14 protein-coding genes and 5 pseudogenes are annotated in these 20,879 nt (G+C 56.6%); 2 read left to right on the top strand and 17 right to left on the bottom strand.

What is annotated here, in order from left to right; all coding sequences use genetic code 11:
- Positions 1–166: 166 nt before the first annotated feature.
- The 10 genes and pseudogenes from ACR0AO_RS23035 to ACR0AO_RS23080 all read right to left on the bottom strand — a co-directional run bounded on the left by ACR0AO_RS23035 (position 167) and on the right by ACR0AO_RS23080 (position 11,712).
- On the bottom strand, positions 167–1,555 hold the full coding sequence (locus ACR0AO_RS23035) for an aldehyde dehydrogenase family protein (RefSeq protein ID WP_480608865.1): 1,389 nt from the start codon (positions 1,553–1,555) through the stop codon (positions 167–169).
- Positions 1,552–3,225, bottom strand: coding sequence for an acetolactate synthase large subunit (locus ACR0AO_RS23040; protein ID WP_480608868.1), 1,674 nt, complete (start codon positions 3,223–3,225; stop codon positions 1,552–1,554). Before ACR0AO_RS23040 ends, ACR0AO_RS23035 begins: the two co-directional genes overlap by 4 nt.
- 86 nt (positions 3,226–3,311) lie before the next feature.
- Positions 3,312–4,820, bottom strand: a complete 1,509-nt coding sequence (locus ACR0AO_RS23045; RefSeq protein ID WP_480608871.1) for an FMN-binding glutamate synthase family protein — start codon at positions 4,818–4,820, stop codon at positions 3,312–3,314.
- An 89-nt stretch (positions 4,821–4,909) separates the two neighbouring features.
- Positions 4,910–5,092: pseudogene (locus ACR0AO_RS23050) on the bottom strand (5-aminolevulinate synthase); the annotation flags it as partial.
- 297 nt (positions 5,093–5,389) lie between these two features.
- Positions 5,390–5,605 (bottom strand): hypothetical protein, encoded by a 216-nt coding sequence (locus ACR0AO_RS23055; protein WP_480608874.1) that lies wholly within the window; start codon positions 5,603–5,605, stop codon positions 5,390–5,392.
- 380 nt (positions 5,606–5,985) lie between these two features.
- Positions 5,986–6,761: pseudogene (locus tag ACR0AO_RS23060) on the bottom strand (IS110 family RNA-guided transposase).
- Positions 6,762–7,042: 281 nt separating this feature from the next.
- Complete coding sequence (locus ACR0AO_RS23065) at positions 7,043–7,357, bottom strand: carboxymuconolactone decarboxylase family protein (RefSeq protein WP_480608876.1); 315 nt, start codon at positions 7,355–7,357, stop codon at positions 7,043–7,045.
- A gap of 18 nt (positions 7,358–7,375) precedes the next feature.
- Entirely contained in the window at positions 7,376–7,810 is a 435-nt protein-coding gene (locus ACR0AO_RS23070; RefSeq protein ID WP_480608879.1) for a pseudoazurin, read from the bottom strand.
- 30 nt (positions 7,811–7,840) lie between these two features.
- Positions 7,841–8,959 carry a GTP 3',8-cyclase MoaA gene (gene moaA, locus ACR0AO_RS23075; RefSeq protein ID WP_480608881.1) on the bottom strand — a complete coding sequence of 373 codons (1,119 nt, stop codon included), beginning with the start codon at positions 8,957–8,959 and terminating at the stop codon, positions 7,841–7,843.
- Between the two features lie 83 nt (positions 8,960–9,042).
- A complete protein-coding gene (locus ACR0AO_RS23080; RefSeq protein ID WP_480608884.1) occupies positions 9,043–11,712 on the bottom strand; it encodes a molybdopterin-dependent oxidoreductase in 2,670 nt (889 codons plus the stop codon).
- 115 nt (positions 11,713–11,827) lie between these two features.
- Here ACR0AO_RS23080 and ACR0AO_RS23085 point away from each other — a divergent pair, with 115 nt between their 5' ends.
- The gene (locus ACR0AO_RS23085) at positions 11,828–12,532 is read left to right on the top strand and encodes a response regulator (RefSeq protein WP_480608887.1); all 705 of its coding nucleotides are present in this window, start codon (positions 11,828–11,830) and stop codon (positions 12,530–12,532) included.
- Here ACR0AO_RS23085 and ACR0AO_RS23090 read toward each other — a convergent pair.
- Complete coding sequence (locus tag ACR0AO_RS23090) at positions 12,505–15,285, bottom strand: ATP-binding protein (protein ID WP_480608890.1); 2,781 nt, start codon at positions 15,283–15,285, stop codon at positions 12,505–12,507. The two genes, ACR0AO_RS23085 and ACR0AO_RS23090, sit on opposite strands and share 28 nt — an antisense overlap.
- Before the next feature lie 76 nt (positions 15,286–15,361).
- Here ACR0AO_RS23090 and torT point away from each other — a divergent pair, with 76 nt between their 5' ends.
- Positions 15,362–16,264 carry a TMAO reductase system periplasmic protein TorT gene (gene torT, locus ACR0AO_RS23095; protein WP_480608893.1) on the top strand — a complete coding sequence of 301 codons (903 nt, stop codon included), beginning with the start codon at positions 15,362–15,364 and terminating at the stop codon, positions 16,262–16,264.
- Positions 16,265–16,552: 288 nt separating this feature from the next.
- Here the strand turns inward: torT and ACR0AO_RS23100 are convergent.
- From ACR0AO_RS23100 to ACR0AO_RS23125, 6 genes and pseudogenes are all read right to left on the bottom strand, one after another.
- Positions 16,553–17,073 (bottom strand): annotated as a pseudogene (locus ACR0AO_RS23100) (IS5 family transposase).
- Positions 17,074–17,097: 24 nt separating this feature from the next.
- Positions 17,098–17,402 (bottom strand): annotated as a pseudogene (locus ACR0AO_RS23105) (transposase); the annotation flags it as partial.
- A gap of 142 nt (positions 17,403–17,544) precedes the next feature.
- Positions 17,545–17,727: pseudogene (locus tag ACR0AO_RS23110) on the bottom strand (IS6 family transposase); the annotation flags it as partial.
- Positions 17,728–17,784: 57 nt separating this feature from the next.
- Positions 17,785–19,317 carry a tripartite tricarboxylate transporter permease gene (locus ACR0AO_RS23115; protein WP_480608895.1) on the bottom strand — a complete coding sequence of 511 codons (1,533 nt, stop codon included), beginning with the start codon at positions 19,315–19,317 and terminating at the stop codon, positions 17,785–17,787.
- 8 nt (positions 19,318–19,325) lie between these two features.
- Positions 19,326–19,862 (bottom strand): tripartite tricarboxylate transporter TctB family protein, encoded by a 537-nt coding sequence (locus ACR0AO_RS23120; protein WP_480608896.1) that lies wholly within the window; start codon positions 19,860–19,862, stop codon positions 19,326–19,328.
- 62 nt (positions 19,863–19,924) lie between these two features.
- Positions 19,925–20,854 (bottom strand): tripartite tricarboxylate transporter substrate binding protein, encoded by a 930-nt coding sequence (locus tag ACR0AO_RS23125; RefSeq protein ID WP_480608898.1) that lies wholly within the window; start codon positions 20,852–20,854, stop codon positions 19,925–19,927.
- Between the last annotated feature and the right edge of the window lie 25 nt (positions 20,855–20,879).

Consider the following 20,879-nt stretch of genomic DNA (forward strand, 5'->3'; position numbering starts at 1 on the left):
GCGTTTGGGCCCGGAGTCGAAATTCGCCGAGAGTTGCCTTTAGTTCACCTCTGCGCAACAAAGTGAGCTTTCGCTGCAATTGCTCCTATGACTGGTCTCAGAACATTCGCAAGAACTGAATGGAGAACAGGCTATATTCAACTGGCACGAATCCAGTCCCACTACCTCAGATCTTGATTATGGCCATTTTGTCCTGAGTCATGTCATGTATGGTGTAACCGATACCTCCGGTATTGTAGCCCGACTGGCGACGCCCGGCAAAGGGCATCCAGTCTACCCTGAATGCAGTGTGATCATTGACCATAACCGCTGTTGCGTCCAAATGCTGAATGGCTTGCATCGCAACGTCGAGCGTCTTGGTAAAGACGGATGCTTGAAACGCGTAGGGCAAGCTGTTCGCAGCCTGATATGCGGTTTCAATATCGTCATAACTGTAGACGCAAACGACCGGGCCAAAAATCTCCGCTGTTGACACGCGGGCATCCTGAGGCGGGTTTAGCAAAACTGTTGGAGCATAGGTTGTCTGCCCCAACCGTTTTCCGCCGGTAAGCACTGACGCACCTGACTGAACGGCTTCATCCACCCATTGTTCGACCCGATCGACCTCGGCGGGTCGGATCAGGGGACCGCAATCCACATTGGCGTCCGTGGCATCGCCAACTTTCAGACCACTGGCGGCATCAGCCAGATTCTGTGCAACTTCAGCAGCGATTTTCGCGGGGGCAAAAACCCGTTGGACGGAAACACAAACCTGACCGGAGTGATAAAACCCACCTTTAGTCAGCAACGGGATCATTGCGTCGATATCAGCACCGTCATCAACAATAACGGGTGCTGCGCCACCATGCTCCAAGGCGCATCGTGTTCCAGGGGCAAGCTTGGACCGCAGCATCCAACCCACCCTCGCCGACCCGATAAATGAGAAAAACCCGACCCTTGGGTCAGTGATCATCTTCTCGGCCACATCATTGTGACAGGCCGCGAACCGACACCAATCTTTGGGTAGCCCGGCCTGGCGAAGAATGTCGACGAACGCCCGGCAGGACAAGGGAGTGTCCAGGGCTGGTTTTACCAGTACGGGGCACCCGGCTGCCACGGCAGGGGCAACCTGATGGACGATCAGGTTTAGCGGGTGGTTGAAAGCGCTTGCCGCTACCACAACCCCAATCGGTTCACGTTGTGTGAATGCTATCCGACCTGACCCGGCTGCGGTCAGTTCCATAGGAATCTCTTTGCCTGTTATCTGACCGATCTCATGGACACACAATTCAACACCGTGGATGGCCCGTGTCACTTCCACCCGTGCATCAACCAGAGGCTTACCGCCCTCACTTGCAATAAGCAGGGCAAGCTCTTCATGCCGCGCGGCCATAAGCTGAGCGGTAGCCTTGAGGATTTCAATCCTCCTGAACGCCGGCAGCCAGCTCTCACGATTGCGGTAAAGGTCATGAGCCGCCCCAAGCATGGCGTCGATCTCATTATCTGAGCAGAGTTCGACCGCGCCAATGCGCTTCAGGGTGAAGGGGTTAACAACGTCCAGGGTGATTTCGCTCATATCAGGCACGCCTTCGCCGCCAGTTCATCAATCAGCACACGCTGATTTTCGCTGTAGTCAACGGGCAGGTCGACAAGATGAACTCCACCCGCTGCGAATGCCCGCTCAAAGACCGGCACCAGATCTTCAGTACGTTCGATGCGATGACCGGTTGCACCGTAACTGTTGGCATACTGAACAAAATCGGGGTTGTTGAACTCCAGTCCCCAGTCGTCAAATCCCGCGTGCGACTGCTTCCAGCGGATCATGCCATATGAGCTGTCGTTCAACACAGTCACCACCAGATTGAGGCCGAGCCGCACTGCCGTTTCAATTTCCTGACTGTTCATTATGAAACCGCCGTCACCGCAGATCGCCATAACCCGACGGTGTGGGTTTAGCTTTGCCGCCATCATGGCTGACGGCAATCCAGCTCCCATGGTTGCAAGTGCGTTGTCTAAAAGCACCGTGTTTGGCTGATAGGCTTTGTAGTTTCGCGCGTACCATATTTTATAGATTCCATTGTCCAGCGCGATGATATCGCAATCCCCCATGACTTTGCGGGTATCTGCCACAAGGCGCTGAGGGATGACGGGAAAGCGGGCATCGTCAGAACCTGTCGATGTGTGCAGGTCCGTTTCCTCTTTGATGCGATGGAAATAGCTGCGGTCAAATTCCAACGGCCCACCCAGAATGTGCCCGAGCCTGGCGATGGATTGCGTCAGATCCCCCACAACTTCGACTTGCGGGAAATAGACCTGATCGACCTGCGCGGCCTTGTAGTTCACGTGAATAACTTTGGTACCGCCTTCCTCCATGAAGAAGGGTGGCTTTTCGACCACGTCATGTCCGACGTTGATGATCAGATCGGCCCGGTCGATGGCGCAATGCAGGTAATCCCCGTCCGACAGAGCGGCGGTTCCGAGGAAGAGATCGGAACGCTCATCCACCACGCCCTTGCCCATCTGTGTATTGAAAAAGGGAATCTGCGTGTCCTCCACAAATTGGCTCAGCGCGCTTCGCGCGTGTTTACGGTTGGCGCCTGCGCCCAGCAACAACAGTGGCATCTTTGCAGACCGGATCATCTCGGCCGCTTCTTTCAGGACCGTATCGCCAGCCACGGCATAGTAGCGTGGATGGGGTTGCAGAACGCGTTCGTCCGTGTCCTCGGCCGCGATATCCTCGGGCAGTTCCAGTAGCACTGCGCCGGGGCGTTCTTCCTGTGCCACACGAAATGCCTCGCGGATCAGCGACGGGATAGTATTGCCATGGACGATCTGCTTGGACATCTTGCAGATCGGCGCAAACAAGCCCACCACATCAATTATCTGGAACTGACCTTGCTTGGATTTCTTGATTGGCTTTTGCCCCGTGATCATGATCAGGGGCATTCCACCGAGATGCGCATAGGCAGCAGGTGTAGCGAAATTCGTAGCACCCGGCCCAAGTGTTGCCATGCAGACACCTGCTTTTCCGGTCAGACGGCCATATGTGGCTGCCATGAAGGCAGCCCCCTGTTCGTGTCGGGTCAATATCAGTTCGATCGAGGATGTTCTGAGAGATTCAAGAACATCCAGATTTTCTTCGCCGGGAACGGCAAAGATATACTCGACGCCTTCAGCTTCCAGCGCAGCGACCAACAAGTCTGAGGCTTTGGTGTGGGTTGATGTGCTGATTTGTGAATCTGACATGCGTTCTCCTGCATTTATTCGGGTTAACCTTACACGACCAGCCAGCAGGCAGCACCGGCTACCTTGTTCCATTGGTATTGAAAGGATTATTCTGCTGCGGATACCAGTGTCGGTTCCTGATACAGGTCGTCCATTGAAACCGAACGCCCGTTATCCAGAACGATGCGTGCATGATATCGTTTCAGCAACCGGGGTTCGGCGACGCCGCAACTATGGGCAATGATGCCAACCTCTTTTTTCATGTTAATGGCATAGCTTGCGACGCGCTCTGACTTGCTGACGGTATCAAGGCCGAATTGCAGCTTGGGATCATGGGTTGTGATCCCTGTCGGACAGGTATTTTTGTTGCACTGCAACGCTTGAATACAGCCCAGTGCGAACATGAAACCCCGCGCCGAGTTCACAAAGTCCGCCCCTGCGCAAAATGCCCAGGCCACTTCGGACGGGTTGATCATCTTGCCGCTGGCGCAGATTTTCACCCGGTCGCGCAAGCCGTATTTCTTCAACATATCAACTGTCAGCGGCAGGCTCTCGCGCAACGGCATGCCCATGTTGTCAATCAAACTCATGGGGGCCGCCCCAGTCCCGCCATCGGCACTGTCGATAGTTATGAAATCCGGAGCGCTTTCTGGTCCACGCCTCAGAATTTCCTGACACAGGCTTTCGAAAAATCCGTATGCCCCGATCACGGCCTTGAAACCGACAGGCTTGCCTGTGACGTTGCGAACGTAGCCGATCATGTCCAACAGATCGCCCACATTGTTGATCTCAGGGTGTCGGTTGGGGCTGATTGCGTCCTGACCGACCTCTAGTCCGCGAATGGCAGCAATGTCTTCGGTGACCTTCGCACCGGGAAGTATGCCACCCTTGCCGGGTTTTGCGCCCTGGCTTAACTTGATTTCAAACATCTTCACGGCATCATGCGACGCCACCGTGCGCAGCTTGTCCTCGTCAAACCCGCCTTCTGGTTTACGAACACCGAATTTGCCGGTCCCTATCTGAAATACAATGTCTGCTCCGCTTTCCAGATGATAAGGCGACAAGCCTCCTTCGCCTGTGTTGATCCAGATCCCGGCCTTTTTCGCGCCTGCGGACAAGGCACGCACAGCCGGAACCGAGATTGCACCATAGCTCATGCCTGAAATGTTGAAGACAGAGGCAGTCGTATAGGGGCTTCGCGCAAAAGGCCCGACCGTTACAGCCGAGGGGTCTTCGGCGTCCTGCTCCAATGTGGGAAACGGGCAATTGACGAAATAAACCGTGCCGGTTGGCCGCAGATCACGCGACGACCCAAAGGCCACGGTGGAATCCACATTTTTGGCAGCCCGGTAGACCCAAGATCGTTCGGCACGGTTGAACGGCATTTCTTCACGGTCTTGGGCAAAGAAGTACTGCCGAAAGAACTCTCCCATATGCTCAAAAAAATAGCGAAATCTAGCGACGACAGGATAATTGCGCCGCAACGTGCTTTCGGTTTGGGTCTTGTCGCGAAAATAAATCACCACGACCCACAATACTGCGATGCCAATGGCAAAAATAAAGGCAAAGGACAAGAATTCCAGGATGTTCAGGACCACACTGGTTGCGTCTGACATTGTCTATTGCTCCTGCAAGTGGCGTGGCTTGGGAACCGGACAGCGACGTGTCACCCGGTCCGCTGTTGACGGTTCAATTCACATTGGGCTCAAAGAGCGTCCGATCCAGTCACAAGGCGATCAAAATCTGATGAACCATGCACAGGCGACGGGGTAAATCGCAGCCGCTCGGTGCCGCGTGGGACAGTCGAGAAATTGATCGGTTGGACATAGATGTCATAGTCGTCCGGCAGCATGTCGCTGAGATTCTTGGTGTTGACCGGGTTGCCGACCTTATCAAAATAGTCATTACCGCAACATACGGTGATATTCAGCTGCGATCCGTCAGGACGGGTCCGTACCGCATGCGGAAAGTTCCCGTTGCGGTGATCGATATCAATGAAGGTCCGGTAACGTCCTTCGTCATGCAGCCTGGCAATCGCTGAATCGAGCTGAGCAGTATAGTCCACCGACGCCTGTGTCGCCAATTTCGGCCGGCGTTGCGGATTTGAAAAATACTTCATTCGGATACTCCGATAGGCCGCTCAGATACACTTGTTATCCGCGAAGTTGATACAGGCACAGCTCGCTCATCCCGTCGGCAGCGGGGATTGGATCGGGTCAAACCAACCCCCGCTTTGTTGCCTCAGGGTGAAACCCGCGATCTTCTTTTCCTTTGGATGCTGATCAACCGTTTTCTGAAGCCACGCAGTCTCTTCAACGGGGTCATGCGCATGATTGACTTCAGCTTGCACGACAACGAATGAGGAATCTGCATCTGCAGATTCAGAAATCGCATCATCCAACAGTTAGGTATCGGGCATTTTGGTGAATGAACCGCTCTGACGCCAGGGATAGTCAAATCGCGTGGTGTCCCATAGGTGAAGATGGGTGTCGATCCGCTGCATTTTCGTTTCCTCGCACATCTTGCATCAGAACGTAGCACAGTCGTCATCCTCTTCGGAAACGACGCACTGCCTGGCATCTGCATCAACCGGCGGCAGATCCACCTGCACAGAAATACCAAATGCATTACCAAGGAAAACGGTCGTCGTGCCGCCGGTTGCAGACACTCGCGGCAACCGCGATTCCACGTGGTGAGCTCGCTCACTCTCGGCGGAATAAACTTGCGTTCCCACACTTGCATCGAATGGCCATCGGTTCGCAGAACCGTTGGACACAACCTTTACGCGCTAGCAGCCGGAGCCCGGTAAACTTCTCCTGTGCTCATCAAAGCCCAAACGATCCTCGCCATCTTGTTCGCCAGGGCCACTCGAACCGGCAGTGGCGGCTTGCGTTCGATCATGCGGGCAAGCCAGGGATCCGTTCCCATTCTGTTTCGAGCACGCCACATGACAACGCTGTTGGCACCAATGATCAATAATCGCCTGAGGGAACGTTCTCCCATTTTGTCGTCGTCCCGAGGCACTCCCGGGCCACATTCGGAATCGCGTTATCGGCAGAGTCTACCAAGACAACCAGCTTACGAATATTGGCCGCGCCTTGCGGAGCCACCTGACCGAGCTCTCCAAGGTGACCTCGCACGGCATTGATCAATTGCGTGCGCTGCCGAACCAGCAACTCCCGGGCCCGCAGAACCGTCGCGGACGCCTGGGTCTCTTCACTTTTCACGGCAACAAAGCGCATAGTTGGTCTACTCGCGGCTTCGCAGATCGCTTCCGCATCGGTCATATCGTTCTTTTGACGTTTGACGAATGGCTTCACGTAGGCCGGATGGATCAGCTTGACTTCGTGACCCAAGCGACCGATCTCGCGCGCCCAGTAATGCGCACTGGCGCAGGCCTCCATTGCAACCACGCAACGCGGCAGTTTTGCGAAGAACTCAAAGACCTGACCCCTGCGCAATTTCTTCCGAAGAACAGGATGACCTGATCCATCCGCTCCGTGCACCTGGAAAACGTTCTTCGCCAAATACAGGCCAATCATGCTAATATCTTCCATAGACACCTCCATTCAGGTTGTTGGCAAACCCTCAACGGCACATCGAGGCCAGCGGGGGCGTCTACACCTTCAGAACCACGGGAGATCAAGAGCGGCCAACAAGCGACCCAAACTTGAAGGGATTGTAACTAACTTGAAGCTGGTTGTGGTTCAATTCCTACGTTGGACAAGCAATCAGCCAGGCTCGTAGTTCAGATCGCCAAGCCATTAACCGCTCAATATCGACACTGGTTCAAAGGATATATGCGACGCCTCTCTAGACAGACGTCGCACACAACAGGCTACTTGTCGGTCACGTCAGATATCCATGTTCCCGCTGCGACAGCCCGTGGAAGCCCTAGAGGGCCAATCGCCAGAAGCGCAACCTGGTGCATATCTTCCGATGAGACCCCTTCTGTCAGTCCTCGGCGGCTATGCGAGTGCACCGCGCCTTCGGAACCGGCACCAATTGCAAGCGCCAGTTTAACAAGTCGGCGTTCACGCTTCGTAAGGTTGCCCGCCTCTGCGGTCGCTGATCCGAGTGCGGAATAGGCGTCCCATATGGAGGGGTGTTTATCGGCAAGCGCACCTGCGGCACTGGGCAGATCTTTGGTCATCTCAAACTCTCCGTTTTGTTAGCTCATGCCTTCAGCAATGATTTCTTCAAATGCATTCTTGGCTTTCTTCGGCATCTTGGCATCAAGGAACCCGTCCTGCATATCAGAAGCGCCGACCTGAATGACCATTAACATACCCATGCCGAGATGTGGTTTGCATTTGACCCCGATCATGCCATCAGCGGTCAACTCAACTTCAATTTCTTCATTAATCTTGCAAGTGAATCGTTTTTGCCCATCGGGAACCATGCCATTTACGGTTACTGCATTGTGACCCTTGGCAGCGGCTCGAAAAACCACGACATCACCAACCTGCGCCGAGACAAATCGCGGTTCGAACACCATTGCCTCTGCCTCGCCGCGGTTCAGCGTCTGGACCTCTATGGTCGCGGCAAGGGCTGAAACCGGCGCAAAAGCCAGCAGGGTGGCGGCGGTTAGAGGTTTGAGTTTCATCACACCTTTCCTTTTGAAGTTTTGATAGGATCATCCGCCGAGCGCAGACATATGGCGCGTCACGGCGGGTTTTGACATTTGGGAAATGTCGAAGCGGTGACGCTCGGGTTTCTTGAGGAGCGCGCGTCGAATGGCAGACAATGCCGCCTCCTCGGATCGGTGCAGGGGCGCGCGCAGATCAACCGACCCCTCGTCGCCCATGCAGGTGTAGAGGCGTCCGGTACAACTGACCCGCACCCGATTGCAGAGCGCGCAGAAGTTGCAGGACATCGGGGAAATGAACCCAAGCTTGCCACCTGTCTCTGCAACCCGCACGTAGCGCGCCGGACCGCCAGAGCTGTGGTTTAGCGGGGTCAGCGTCCATCGGCGCGCCAGGTCCGATTGCAGATCACGCAGGGAGAGCACGCGGTCATTTCGGTCCAGGCCGGTATCGCCCAGGGGCATTTCCTCGATCAGCGTCAGGTCCATGTCGCGCCCATGCGCAAAGCCGATCAGATCGTCGACTTCCTCTTCGAACACGCCACGGCTTGCGACCGCGTTCAGTTTGACTTTGAGACCCGCATCTTGTGCGGCATCGAGACCGGCCAACACGATGCGGATATCACCGAGCCGGGTAATGCAGCGGTATCGATCAGGGTTCACCGTGTCGAGCGAAACGTTGACTCGTTTCACACCACACGCCGCCAAACCATCCGCATGGCGCGCCAGCAACGTGCCGTTGGTGGTGAGCGTCAGTTCATCCAGCGCGCCGGATTGCAGGTGCCGCGACAGTTCCCGGAACAGGTCCATTACGTCGCGGCGCACCAGAGGTTCGCCTCCGGTAATGCGAAGCTTGCGAACGCCATGCCGGATAAAAATGTCGCTGAGGCGGGCCAGCTCTTCGAGGCTCAGAAGGCTGCGCTTGGGAAGAAACTTCATCCTCTCGGCCATGCAATAGGTGCAGCGCAGATCACAACGGTCGGTGACAGACAGGCGCAGATAGTTGACGGTTCGGCCAAAACCATCGACCAGCGGAGCAGTCGCGCGGTGCACATTGCGTTTGGAAGCCGACCCTCCTATCGATGCGCGTTTGTGGTCAGTTCTGGTAGTAATCTGATCATTAGGGCCAGCAGTCGCGCCGAAATAATTGCTGTTTGCGTTGTCCAGCATCGGACCCTCCTGCATGTTATGGAAGATCGTGAGGTATCTGGGGACCGGACGTTGACCCGGCCCCCTTCTTTGCCCTCGGCGCCCTAGTTGGCGTCGGCGGCGTTCATCATCAGGTATTCCATGACCAGTTCGCGTTCGCTGTCATCAAGACCGGCCCGTTCGAACATGGACGGCACGATGCCTTTCCATTGTTGTTGCGTGTAATGGGTCACTTCCCGCGGGGCGTGACAGACAGTGCAACGCTGGAAGAACATCTTTTCGCCAGGGGTCATGTCGGCATAGAGAGACGCAGTCAGAGCTTCGAGCCGTTCCAGACCAAGCTTTTCGTCGTCAATTGCGGCAACCTCCATGTCCTCGATGATCGCTGGCTTTTCATAGGCCATGTTCGGACCTTCCGGGTCTTCGCATTTGCGCATTTCAACGAGAACGGTATTCGCCGTGGTCGCTTCGCTGAGGCCCGAGGAGCGCTGTGTCGACGTCAGGAAGTTCACCAGACCCGAGTTGCAGCGACCCTTGCTGTCAAGCGACGGCCAGCAGCCCTCGTAGATCGAAACAACACCCGGCATGATCTCGTCACTTACAACCGCTCCGGCGATAACGGTGCCTCGGTCGTTGTACAGTTCGACCAGATCGCCATCTTCGATACCGCGCTTTGCGGCGTCTTCGGCGTTGATCCGGACCGGTTCGCGGCCCTGTACCTTGTAGATACCCCGCAGCGTTTCCGACTGGTCCATCTGGCTGTGCAGCCGGTACCATGGGTGGGGCGACACGACGTGTAACTGACCTTCCTTGGCATTGCCGAGATATTCGTGCTTCTCCATCCACATCGGCATACCGGGGCAGTCTTCGATCTCCATGTTCGCGATATTTTCGCAGAACATTTCGATCTTGCCCGATGCGGTGTGTAGCGGATTTGCATCCGGGTCGGTGTAGAAGTCGCCATGACGCACCCATTTCCGAGCCTCTGCGGGCACCGGCATCCGGGCATAGCCCTTTTCCCAGAACTCTTCGAACGGGGTTTCCCTGGCCGCGCCCGAAGCCTCAAAAGCCAGTTTGATGTGATACATCTTGTCTTCGCTGTCCGTGAACTGCGCCCAAAGACCCAGCTTGTCGGCCAGACCTTCGAAAATCTCGTAATCCGGCAGGCTTTCACCCACGGGTTCGATCACCTTTTTCATCGCATAGACACGGTCGTTCGAGTAGGTGCCGCCCGAGGTGATATCGTCCTGTTCCAGAGTCGAGGCCGCAGGCATCACGATATCGGCCCAGCGGGTCGCGGCTGTCCACCATACATCGACCGAGACGATAGTTTCGACCTTTTCAAGCGCGCGGATCAGCCGGTTGGTATCCTGTTGGTGCGACATGAAGTTGTTGCCGGCATTGAAGATCATCTTGATGTCGGGATAGGTGTTGGTCTGCCCGTTATAGAAGAAATCCACGCCCGGACTTTCTAGTGCCTCGGTAATGCGCGAGGCCGGGACGATCTTCTTGACGAAGTTCCGGCCCTGGCTCATGCCGACCGGTGTGGCGTTGCCACCCTGAGGCATACCGCCGTTCCCATAGTGCCACGAAAACCCGACGCCTTCGCCCGGTTTGCCGATCTTGCCAAGCAACGCCGCAAAGTTGATCAGCGACCAATAGGCCATTTCACCATGCTGGGCGCGCTGGATTGCCCAGGAACCGGCAATACTGGTTTTCGACGATGCGATGAGTTCAGCGAGATCCCTGATCTCCTGCTCGTCAATGCCAGTGATTGCCGAGGCCCAGGCGGGTGTTTTCGGGATGCCGTCGGTTTCACCTTTAACATAGGCAATCCACTTGTCGCTGCCGACTGTGTACTTGTCCAGATAGGCCTGATCTTCCAGACCGTTTTCCAGCGCATGATAGGCCATCGACAGGAACAGGGCGGTATCAGTGTTTGGTATGATCCGCTTCCACTCTGCATTCAGATAATCGTCGCTGGCGGTACGCTGCGGGTTGATCGAAATGAACTTGACGCCCGCATCGCGGATTTCTTCCCAATGGGCGTACATGCCATGATCGGCCACGCGGTATTCGATCCGGTTGTTCTTGATAGGGTCACACCCGACAAGCAGGAACAGTTCTGTATTGTCGCGGATGGTTTCCCAGGCGGATTGCGCGGAATAGACTTCCATGTCGCCGATGATATGCGGCAGGCAAACCTGACCGGCACCGGCCGACCAGTCGCCCGCAGTGTTGGTGCAGCCGCCCATCAGGTTGATCAGACGTCCCTGCAGCACGTTGGGGCGGAACACGCCGGCATTCGACCAGCCGCCATAGGACGAGCTGAAAATCGCTTCGTTTCCGTGGTTGGTGGCGGTATCTAGCAGCGCCTTCGCGGCCAGGCTCCAGGCGGTGTCCCAATCGACGCGGACGTATTCTTCCTTGCCGCGCAGTTCAGGTTTGATATCGCCGCTTTCCCAGCCTTCCAGATAGGATTTACGCACCATCGGATAGTTGATCCGGCTCTTGTCATAGGTGCGGTCCTTGACGCCGTAGGCCAGCATCTCGGTCGGGCGGGCATCAAGCTCCATGATCTTGTTGATGCCGATCAGCTTGCCATCGCGAACCACCGCCTCGAATGGGCCGAAATGGGTTGCGTGGAAGGTGCGGCCCGCGAAAGAGTTGGGGTCAAGCGCTGCGAGTGCAGTGGAGTTCATCAGAGCGGTTGCGCCGAATGTGGCGATACCCCCTTGCAAAAAGGCGCGGCGGGTTGGCGTTGAGAATGACATATCGGGCCTCCTGTGGCTGATCTCAGGATGCACAGTATTCTCTGGGCTGATTTGTCTGTTTGACCGGGCACAACTGCGCTTGTTCGAAAATGTAAAGAAATGTAAAACGGCGCGCATGGTACAACACATCCTCATCGTCGATGACGATCGCACAACACGGTTACGGCTTGCCGCATACCTGCAAGAGCAGGGGCATCGTGTCAGCGTCGCCGAAGACGCGGACGAGATGGAAACAATCATCGATTACGACCCGCCCGATCTGTTGCTGGTCGATATCAACATGGACGGAAAGGATGGCCTGACGATTACCCGTGAACAGCGGGTAAAGTCGCGGGTTGGCATAATCCTTCTGACGGCCCGTGATGATCAGGTCGACAAGATCGTCGGGCTGGAAATGGGTGCTGATGACTATGTGACCAAGCCCTTTGACAAACGAGAGTTGGCGGCGCGAGTGAAAAATCTGCTGGCGAGGATTGCGGATATCGGGCAGGCACCCGAAGGCCCACCACCGGTCGAGCATTTTGGCGTTTGGTGCTTTGACCGGATCCGGCATCGTTTGGTATCCACCGCAAGGACCGAGACGCTTACACCGCAAGAATTTGCGATCATGAAGGCGCTGGCGGATCACCCCGGGCAGACGCTCAGCCGTGCGCGGCTATCCGAGCTGATTGGCCGCAGCTCAAATCGCGCCAATGACCGAATGATCGACGTGGTGGTCGGACGACTGCGCAAGAAACTGGAAAAGGACCCGGCGAATCCCGAGTGGATTCTGACCCAACATGGTCAAGGCTATCACTTCGTCGATCCCGCCTCGATCTGAAGCCCCGCCTCTGCGGCCGCAGCTTCGAGGGTTGCCGCCGCGTTTCTGGCACTGGCACAGATCCGGTCCAACAGGGCGTCGCTGGCTTCACAATCTTGAGCCTCCATGTCGGCAAGCAGGGTACACAGGTCCTGCAGCCGGAAATTCGAGGCAGCGCCTTTCAGCCGGTGCGCCGTTTTGCGTTGCTGCTCGGCCCGTGTGGATTTGATCGTTTCCACCGCCTCGGGCAGCTCACGCAGAAACTCAGATACGATCTGCGCGGTTGTTTCCGGGCCAAGATCTGAAATATCACTGCGAAGGCTGTCCAGAACCGTAATTTCGTCTTGTGGTGGACCAGCCGGGTTTGCGGGCGAAAGAACCTCCGACAAAGCTCTTGGCGAGATCGGCTTGTTCAAAATGCGCGCAACGCCAAGCCGGGCACGGTTCGCTTCCGTGTCATCAATCAAATGAGCCGTCAGCGCGACCAGAATCGGCGCGTTGTCTTCGGCGCCAATCTGGGTCGCCACCTCCTCGCCCCGCAAGTCCGGCAGATCGAGATCGATCAGGATGAGGTCGAAGCGGCTGTCGCGGCTGCGCTTCAAACCGGCCATACCGGTTTCGGCCTCTTGCACCCTGCATCCCAACCGCTCCAGATAACCCCGTGCCACAATGCGATTCACCGCATGATCGTCGATAACTAGTACATTTCGATCGAGATCAGCCACGGGCAGGTGGGGTTCGTCCTCGACCACACAGGCGGCATCACCGGTCATCAGCGGGACGGTCAGAGTAAACCGGGTGCCGACACCGGGTTCGCTTTCGACGCTCAGCACCCCGCCAAGGGCTTCGGTCAGGTTGCGAGATATGGCGAGGCCGAGGCCGAGCCCCTCAATCCCCGCACGTTTTGCACTATCCGTCCGCATGTAGGCATCGAACGCATGAGTGATTGCCTCATGCGTCATGCCCATACCGGTGTCGGCCACCGTGAAACTGACAACTGGTTGTCCGGTATCTTCGGCCACCGCATGATCGACAATGAGCGTGACTGTTCCTCGCCTTGTATACTTGACCGCGTTGGAGATCAGGTTGCCAACAATCTGACGGATTTTCACAACATCGCCGAACAGAACAAGCGGCGTGGGCTCGGCCAGTTCGACAACGACCTGTAGCCCCTTTTTTCCAGCTAAGGACTGTAGCTGATGGCCCAATTGGCCAACCAGTTCACGCAGGTGAAAATGCACCGGATTGGTCCGATTATCCCGGTCTTCACTGCTGGCATAGTTCAGGATGTCGTTGGTGATCTCCAGCAATTCGCGGGCTGAGCGGTGCGCCGTCTTCACCCGGTCGTGCCGCGCCTTATCCCTCACCTCGGTCTCCAACAGCCCCAACATCCCGATTATGCCATTCAGCGGAGTACGAATTTCATGGCTCATCCGGGCAAGGAACTCGGTTTTACTGCGGTTCGCGGCCTCGGCCGCGGTGCGCGCTGCATCCGAGGCTTGCATCTCTGCGACGACATCGCCTGTGCGCGCGATTACGGCCTCTTCCAGATGTTCGCGCAAGTCGGCCGCATCGCTTGCACGGCGACGCAGGACATTAAGAGCCTTTTCCATGCGCCCGATCTCGTCATGACCGCTGATTTTCATTGGAGCGCCATATTCCCCTTCCGCCACCGCGACGATGCGACGGGACAATTCCCCCAGACGCGCGACCAGTTGCCGACGTGCATAAAGCCACAGGATTGAACCGGTAACCACTGCGGCCGCCACTACCAGCAGTAATGCTATGTTCATCATCGAAGATCGCCGTTCTGCCGCAGCGATCTGAGCCAACCCCTCAGCCTGAACAGCGTCGCGTGCCTGTCGGGCTTGTGCGGACAAATCCGATATGATGGTTTGCAGGCGCTTGCTATCAGCAGCAATCGCCATTCGCCGGTTGATCCTGCCCTCTTGCAGATTGATCAGCCCGTCAGGCGCAAGGGTATTCTGGAGTTGTTGCAGCGACGCCCTCGCTTCATTCCTGGAGGTGGGCGTTGGCAAATAGCGCAGGCGACGTTCGGCCAGAGTCAGGCGATCCGATAAATCCGCGCGAATATCTTTGGTCTCGGCCAGTGTTGTAGTCGTCGGCACTTGCTGTAACTGCAACCGGATCGCATCAACCAAACCCGTCAATTCGGTCAGCCGTTCGAAGGAAAAGAAATGGCGGTCTGCAAGCTCATCAAGCGCGGGGCGCGGATTGCCATCTGATTGCGTGTAAATTCCTACAATACCTGCTGTTATTCTGAGGCGAGCAAGATCAGTTTCTGCATTGATGAGCGCGTCCAACTGCCCGGCTTGCTGATTGATCCGGGTTGTTTGCTCTCTGACACGGTCGGCGAGCCTCAGCTCCTCTCGCCCGTTCTCTGTCATCCGGGCGACGACTTCACCTGAACGGGACTGCCGCTCGACAAGCGATGTGGCAGGGCTCAAATCCTCCAGCACGCGTACCCCGAGTTCGATGCCTTCGACAGTCTGACCAAGCGCAGCTGCGATCCGGTCAAGATCATCGCTGGTGTCAGCCTGCACGAAGGCTGTGGCGAGTGTTCCAACGACTTCGGCAGAGGCCCCGATCCGGCTGGCCAGTTCAATTGCAGGAAAGTTGGTTTGGATGAGGTCGTTCTGGGTGCGTATGAGATATCGGTTGACGGCAATCGCGACGATACCCACCATAATGGCCAGCGCCCCCATCGCCGAAAGGATCTGGATCAGCCGCGTGTCAAATCTCGTCCGTCGCATAGCTCGACACTACGGGGCCATCCGAACTGGTTCAATCTTGGCCGCCGGACTATGTGTCGCGTTCTGGTCCGCTTCCGTGGCGGGTCCGCGCCCACTGGTGTGCGTGCTGGTTCCCCATTTCAAGGACGAGTACTGGCTGAGCGTCGGTTACGGTCTGGAACAGGCGGCGGAACGCCTTGATGCGAATCTGCAGTTCTACGAAGCAGGCGGTTACCGTGCCCGATCACGGCAGATCGATCAGCTCAATACCTGCGCTGAGCAAGGTGTTGATGCGATACTTATCGGTGCGGTAACATCCGATCATGCTGATCTGATATATGCAATAGAGCAGATTGCCAAAAAAACACCTGTGTTTGGCCTGGTCAACGAATTGCATGCAGATTCGCTTAGCGGGCGAATAGGCGTTGATTGGCGGGATATGGGATACGCTGTCGGGCTCCATTTGACTGAATTGCACCCCGAAGGATCGCCCCCAAAAACCGCGACCTTTATCTCTGGCCCCCAGGAAGCCGGTTGGACGAGCCCTTTGGAGGAGGGTTTGCACGAGGGCCTTGGCGGTAGCTCGGTTACGATCCTTGAGGTGTTTGGCGCTGACACGGGCCTTGGTCCGCAACTGACGCTCGTTGAAACAGCATTGGAACACCATCCCGATACCGATTACCTGATTGGCAGTGCTCCAGCGATCGAAGCGGCGATCGGTGTATTTGTGAACTCCAATGACCCTGATCCGCCGCAGCTGATCTCTACCTATGTCAGCCATACGGTTATGCGTGGTCTGATGAATGGAAGAGTATTGGCAGCGCCATTTGATGATCCGACCATGCAGGGTCGCATGGCACTCCAGCAGGTTGTGTCTGTTCTTGCATCTGGAGAGCGAGAAGGATTGATCGGACCTGACATCGTTCTATTGACTCGCTCGGATGCGGATTTGGCCGAGATACCTATTTCGCCTGCAGAGTATTTTCCTAGTATTCAGTGAATCTGCGGTAAGCAGATTGTAACGCTATAGTGGGCTGAACTGACAAGACACGTGGAACCTGTTGCGAGCTTTTGTCCATTGAAGCACGTAGATGTAGGGTTGTGCTGGAATGGAAATCCCCTGATCTCTCATCTGGTAGGTTTTGGAGGTGGAAACCACTAGGAGGTTGGCGAGATGGCGGACTTGGAGCTTGTCGGCATAGATCTGGCGAAAAATGTGTTTCAACTTCATCGGGGCTTTGTTGCACAAATCCGGTGATGGCGGATTTTCCCTTTTCCCCTGACGGATTTAGCCTACGGGTTCTTTGAGAGGTGTGCCAAGAGCTGTGTAGCGATTGAGGACCGCGACGCGGATTTGGATTTCCGCTACCTGCCGCTCAAAGTCTCTTGGCATAAGCGATTGGCCGAGCATCTTGATGCAGTTCATCTTGCTCTCAACTCTGCTCCGGCGGTGATATCCGCTCCATCGCCGCCACAGAGCCCGGCCCAGGTATCGCGACGCATTGACGGCTTCGTTTCGAGCGATAGCTCCGGCGCTCGTGGGCTTCCAAGGCTTGGCATTTCTGCGGGGCGGAATGACAGCATGGGCGCCACGCGCGGCAATTGCGTCATGGCATTTGCGCGTGTCGCAGACCCGTCGGCAGTGACCGATCCGCTGTCCTGATCCGCTGCGATCCGGCCCAGCAAATCCGGGAGCATGGGCGCATCCCCAACGTTGCTGGTTGTCCCTTCGACCGCCCGTACTTCCAGCGTCTCTTCGTCGATCCCGATGTGTATCTTGCGCCAGATGTGCCTTTTTGGGGCCGCCACGATACGGCGGGCTCACGTTCAATGACTTCTGACGGCGGCACAGGGTGCTGAAATCCGGCACGGTCCAGTTCAGGCCGACCAGACGCAACAGGCTTTCCACGAAGCCCGTCGTCTGCCGAAGCGGTAAGCCGAACAACACTTTTCAAGGTCAGGCAAGTCTGGATGGCGGCATCGCTGAATTGCTGCTGCCGACCGCGCTTGCCGCTCGGCGCGGGTATCCAGATCATGCCCGGATCAAACCAGATCGACAGCGATCCGCGCTGCCTCAGTGCATCACTGTAAGACGACCAGTTTGTGGTTCTGTGTGTCATAGGGGCCCAACTGCTCATACCCTCCAGCTATCACGCCGGAGTCGCGAGATGAATCCCCACAGGGAATTGTGCAACAAAGCCCATCTGTTTGCTCTTTCAAAAGGTTGAGCAAACTCTAAATCAGTACGAGGGAAATTTCTCGGGGCAGGTCAAACTGCCTACCGAAACGCGCAACCCGGTCCCGAACGGTTTCGTAGGAGACGTCGATCCCGCGTGACGCAAGAAGATCCTCGACATCCCAGAGGCTGAGGGCAAACCGGTGATACGCCCAAACAGCATAACCGACCACCGAACGAGGAAAACGGAACCCTTTGATGCGGGGCCGGTCGGAAAAGTTTAGCATGAAACTTCGCTACCCCGACGTTACGCAGTCAACAACCTGACTAAACCCATGGCAGGGTTACCCTTGCTGATTGGGGTGATCGGAATCGACCGGTAGTGCGGTCGGCTGGGGTTTCAGCTTGTTGCGGAATTCAAAGTACAGCGTGCGGAAATGAAGTAGCAGGATCAGTACGATCAGCGCTGTCAGGATCGCCGCAATCGGGCGGTCGACAAAATCGAGCGGTGATTTGACCCGCGCCATGGCGCTGCGCAGTTTGACCTCCATGATGCCGCCCAGAACCATGCCCAGGATGATCGGCACAATCGGCAGGTCCAGCCGTTTGAGGATCAGGCCGAACACCCCAAACCCGGCGGCAATGGCGCAGTCGGTGATCGAGTTGCGCAAGCTATAGACGCCGACAAACGCCAGTATCAGGATCATGATGCCAAGGAATCGGGTAGGGATCTGGATGATCTTCAGCAGCAGGTTGGTCGAGAACAGTAGGAACACCAGAACGATGACGTTCAGCAGGATCAGCGCCATATACAGCGCCATCACAAAGTCCATCTGGTTTTCAAACAGCTGAGGGCCGGGGATGACGTTGTGCACATAGAATACCGACAGCATCATCGCGGTCAGTGCCTCACCCGGGATACCCAGCGCCAGTAGTGGGATCATGGCCGCGCCGGGTACGGCGTTGTTGGCAGCCTCGGAGGCAACCAGCCCTTCGGGCGAGCCATCACCGAATTTGCCGGGGTCTTTCGATGTCTTTTGTGCATAGGTGTAGGACAGAAATTGCGAGGTGAATTCACCTGTGCCCGGCACCATGCCCATGAAGACCCCGATACTGGAGGACACGGTGGCAATGCGCTTGATGCCCAGCAGCTCCTTGAGGCCGACAAAGATGTTGCCGCTGACATGCGCCTCGCCCGGGGCGTGGTTCTTTTCCAGCAACAGTAACAGCGCCTGACTGATCGCAAACAGGCCCAGCACGACCACGATCAGATCGACACCTGAGGCCAGCCAGCTTTGGTCAAAGGTATAGCGGCGGGTGTATTTGACCGGCTCAAGCCCGACCGTGTTCAGGAAAATCCCGAAGGCTGCCAGCATACCGGCGGCGAAAATCTGTCCGCGGTGGGCGAGGATGACCAGAATGATCCCCAACAGGGCGGCCAGGAAAATCTCGCGGCTGCCGAAATGTGGCGCGACAAGTGCCAGAACCGGTGACAGGATCATCAGGCAGATGATCGCAAAGATGCCGCCAAAGAAAGATGCGGAATAGGCCAGCGACAGAGCGCGATGTCCCTGTCCGCGTTTGGTCATCGGATAGCCGTCATAGGTGGTCAAGGCGTTTACCGCCGTGCCGGGCGTGTTGATCAGAATGGCGGGGATGGCACCACCATACATCGACGAGCCATAGATGCCCAGCAGCAGTGTCAGCCCGACGATGGGTTCGAACGCGAATGTGGCGGGCAAAAGGATGGCGATGGCCACAGCCGCGCCAACACCGGGCAGCGCCCCAATGATGACCCCACCGATTGAGCCGATCAGAAGGGCGACGATCACCTGCCATTGCGTCAGGATAGAAAGACCGGAAAGAAGCGTTTCCATAGCGAACCTCAAAGATAAGTCAGCGCAAAGGCGCGCACGGAATCCGGCAGGTATTCATAGACGGCTCCCGAGGGAATTTTGACCTGAAGAAAGGCTCGGAAGATGACCGTCACCGCGACCCCGAACGCCGCAGCAAGGCCAATGGATCGGGCGTCCCTGAAGCCGGTTCGGATGGCAAGAAAAACCGCGAACAGGACGGTCGACGGCAGGTACCCCAAAAGCGGGACGACCGCGACATAGACCAGAAAATAGGCAACATACTCAAAGGATCGAAGCCAAAACGCCACTTCGGGCCAGCGCCCAGGAATGCGGTCTGACATGGCCGAACTGAGCCAGTGCAGAAAGGCAAACACGGCCATTGCCCAAAGCGAGACCATCGGCCAGAAGCCAGGTTGCGCAAACCATTTGGTCCGCTTGACCACTTCAGTCTGCTCACCAAGTTGGCTCAGCAGGAAGATCGAAAAACCCAGAAAGGCTGCAGCGAATACAACATCGCCGGGTCGGCGGTATCGTTTGAACATGTCCTGTAAGGTTTTCGCGATCATCTCTCCCTCCCCACCGATTGAAATTGGCCCGGCAGTCTGAATCCTGCCGGGCCAATCTTGATTTATTCACCCAGAATCTCTTCGATTTTGGCGAAAGAGGCTTTGTCTTGTTCGATTTGCGCGTTGGAGGCGTCCGGGTCCTGCCAGTAGATCAGCGCTCCTGTTTCCTCGGCAAGCTGCTTGGCTTTGTCGGAGCTCAGAGCCTTTTGTGCCGCTGACGAGATCTTCTCACGTGCTTCGGAAGGGGTGTCTTTGTGAACGAACAGACCGTTCCATAGCGCCAAAGGCAGGTCGGGGTTAAGCTCGACAACGGTCGGCGTATCCGGAACCAGCGAAATCCGCTCTCCACCGATACTGGCCAGAACATTCACCTGATCCAAGCAGGGCAGTATGAGCTGAAGTGTTGTGTTGATCACGTCCACGTCGCCTGAAGCCAGGGTGTTGCAGTCCAGAGCATCAAATGCGGCTTCACTGGCGAAATCAAACCCGCTGCTGACAGCGGCTGCGAATGTCACCTGGGTGGGTGGCAGGACAGAGCCGAAGTGACCCAGCGCAACGTCGTTATCTTTGCCATGTTCCACCAGCTCCTCCCAAGTCGAGAAGGGTGCGTCTTTGCTGGACGCTATCACGAACGGATAGGTCAGGAAGATGCCAATCGGGTCAAATGGGTTGGGGTTCAGCTCTGGAATGCCAATTTCAGGGCCAATCACCGGCACGCCAATGACGAAAGAGCCGATGGTGTAGCCATCGCCCGGAGCGGTGGCGACCTCAACAGCGCCGGGGAAGGGGCCTCCACCGCCGCCGGGTTTGTTCACGACCGCTGCGGGTACGCCGTACATCGCCTGGAATTCGTCGGCTATCAGACGGGTCAGGACGTCTTCCAGATCCCCCGGAGGCCACGGAACGACAAAGGAGACCGGCTTCTCTGGATACTCGGCCAGTGCGGCAGTTGCAGAAGCAACAAAGGCTGCGGCTGTTAGAACTTTCTTCATTGACACCTCCCGTCAGTGGTTCATT

Source organism: Ruegeria sp. AF8 (genome assembly GCF_056541825.1).

Bases quoted from the DNA above. Each gene is read 5' to 3' on its own strand.
- ACR0AO_RS23035 (WP_480608865.1), bottom strand. From the start codon at position 1,555: ATGAGCGAAATCACCCTGGACGTTGTTAACCCCTTCACCCTGAAGCGC.
- ACR0AO_RS23040 (WP_480608868.1), bottom strand. From the start codon at position 3,225: ATGTCAGATTCACAAATCAGCACATCAACCCACACCAAAGCCTCAGAC.
- ACR0AO_RS23045 (WP_480608871.1), bottom strand. From the start codon at position 4,820: ATGTCAGACGCAACCAGTGTGGTCCTGAACATCCTGGAATTCTTGTCC.
- ACR0AO_RS23065 (WP_480608876.1), bottom strand. From the start codon at position 7,357: ATGACCAAAGATCTGCCCAGTGCCGCAGGTGCGCTTGCCGATAAACAC.
- ACR0AO_RS23070 (WP_480608879.1), bottom strand. From the start codon at position 7,810: ATGAAACTCAAACCTCTAACCGCCGCCACCCTGCTGGCTTTTGCGCCG.
- moaA (WP_480608881.1), bottom strand. From the start codon at position 8,959: ATGCTGGACAACGCAAACAGCAATTATTTCGGCGCGACTGCTGGCCCT.
- ACR0AO_RS23080 (WP_480608884.1), bottom strand. From the start codon at position 11,712: ATGTCATTCTCAACGCCAACCCGCCGCGCCTTTTTGCAAGGGGGTATC.
- ACR0AO_RS23085 (WP_480608887.1), top strand. From the start codon at position 11,828: ATGGTACAACACATCCTCATCGTCGATGACGATCGCACAACACGGTTA.
- ACR0AO_RS23090 (WP_480608890.1), bottom strand. From the start codon at position 15,285: ATGCGACGGACGAGATTTGACACGCGGCTGATCCAGATCCTTTCGGCG.
- ACR0AO_RS23115 (WP_480608895.1), bottom strand. From the start codon at position 19,317: ATGGAAACGCTTCTTTCCGGTCTTTCTATCCTGACGCAATGGCAGGTG.
- ACR0AO_RS23120 (WP_480608896.1), bottom strand. From the start codon at position 19,862: ATGATCGCGAAAACCTTACAGGACATGTTCAAACGATACCGCCGACCC.
- ACR0AO_RS23125 (WP_480608898.1), bottom strand. From the start codon at position 20,854: ATGAAGAAAGTTCTAACAGCCGCAGCCTTTGTTGCTTCTGCAACTGCC.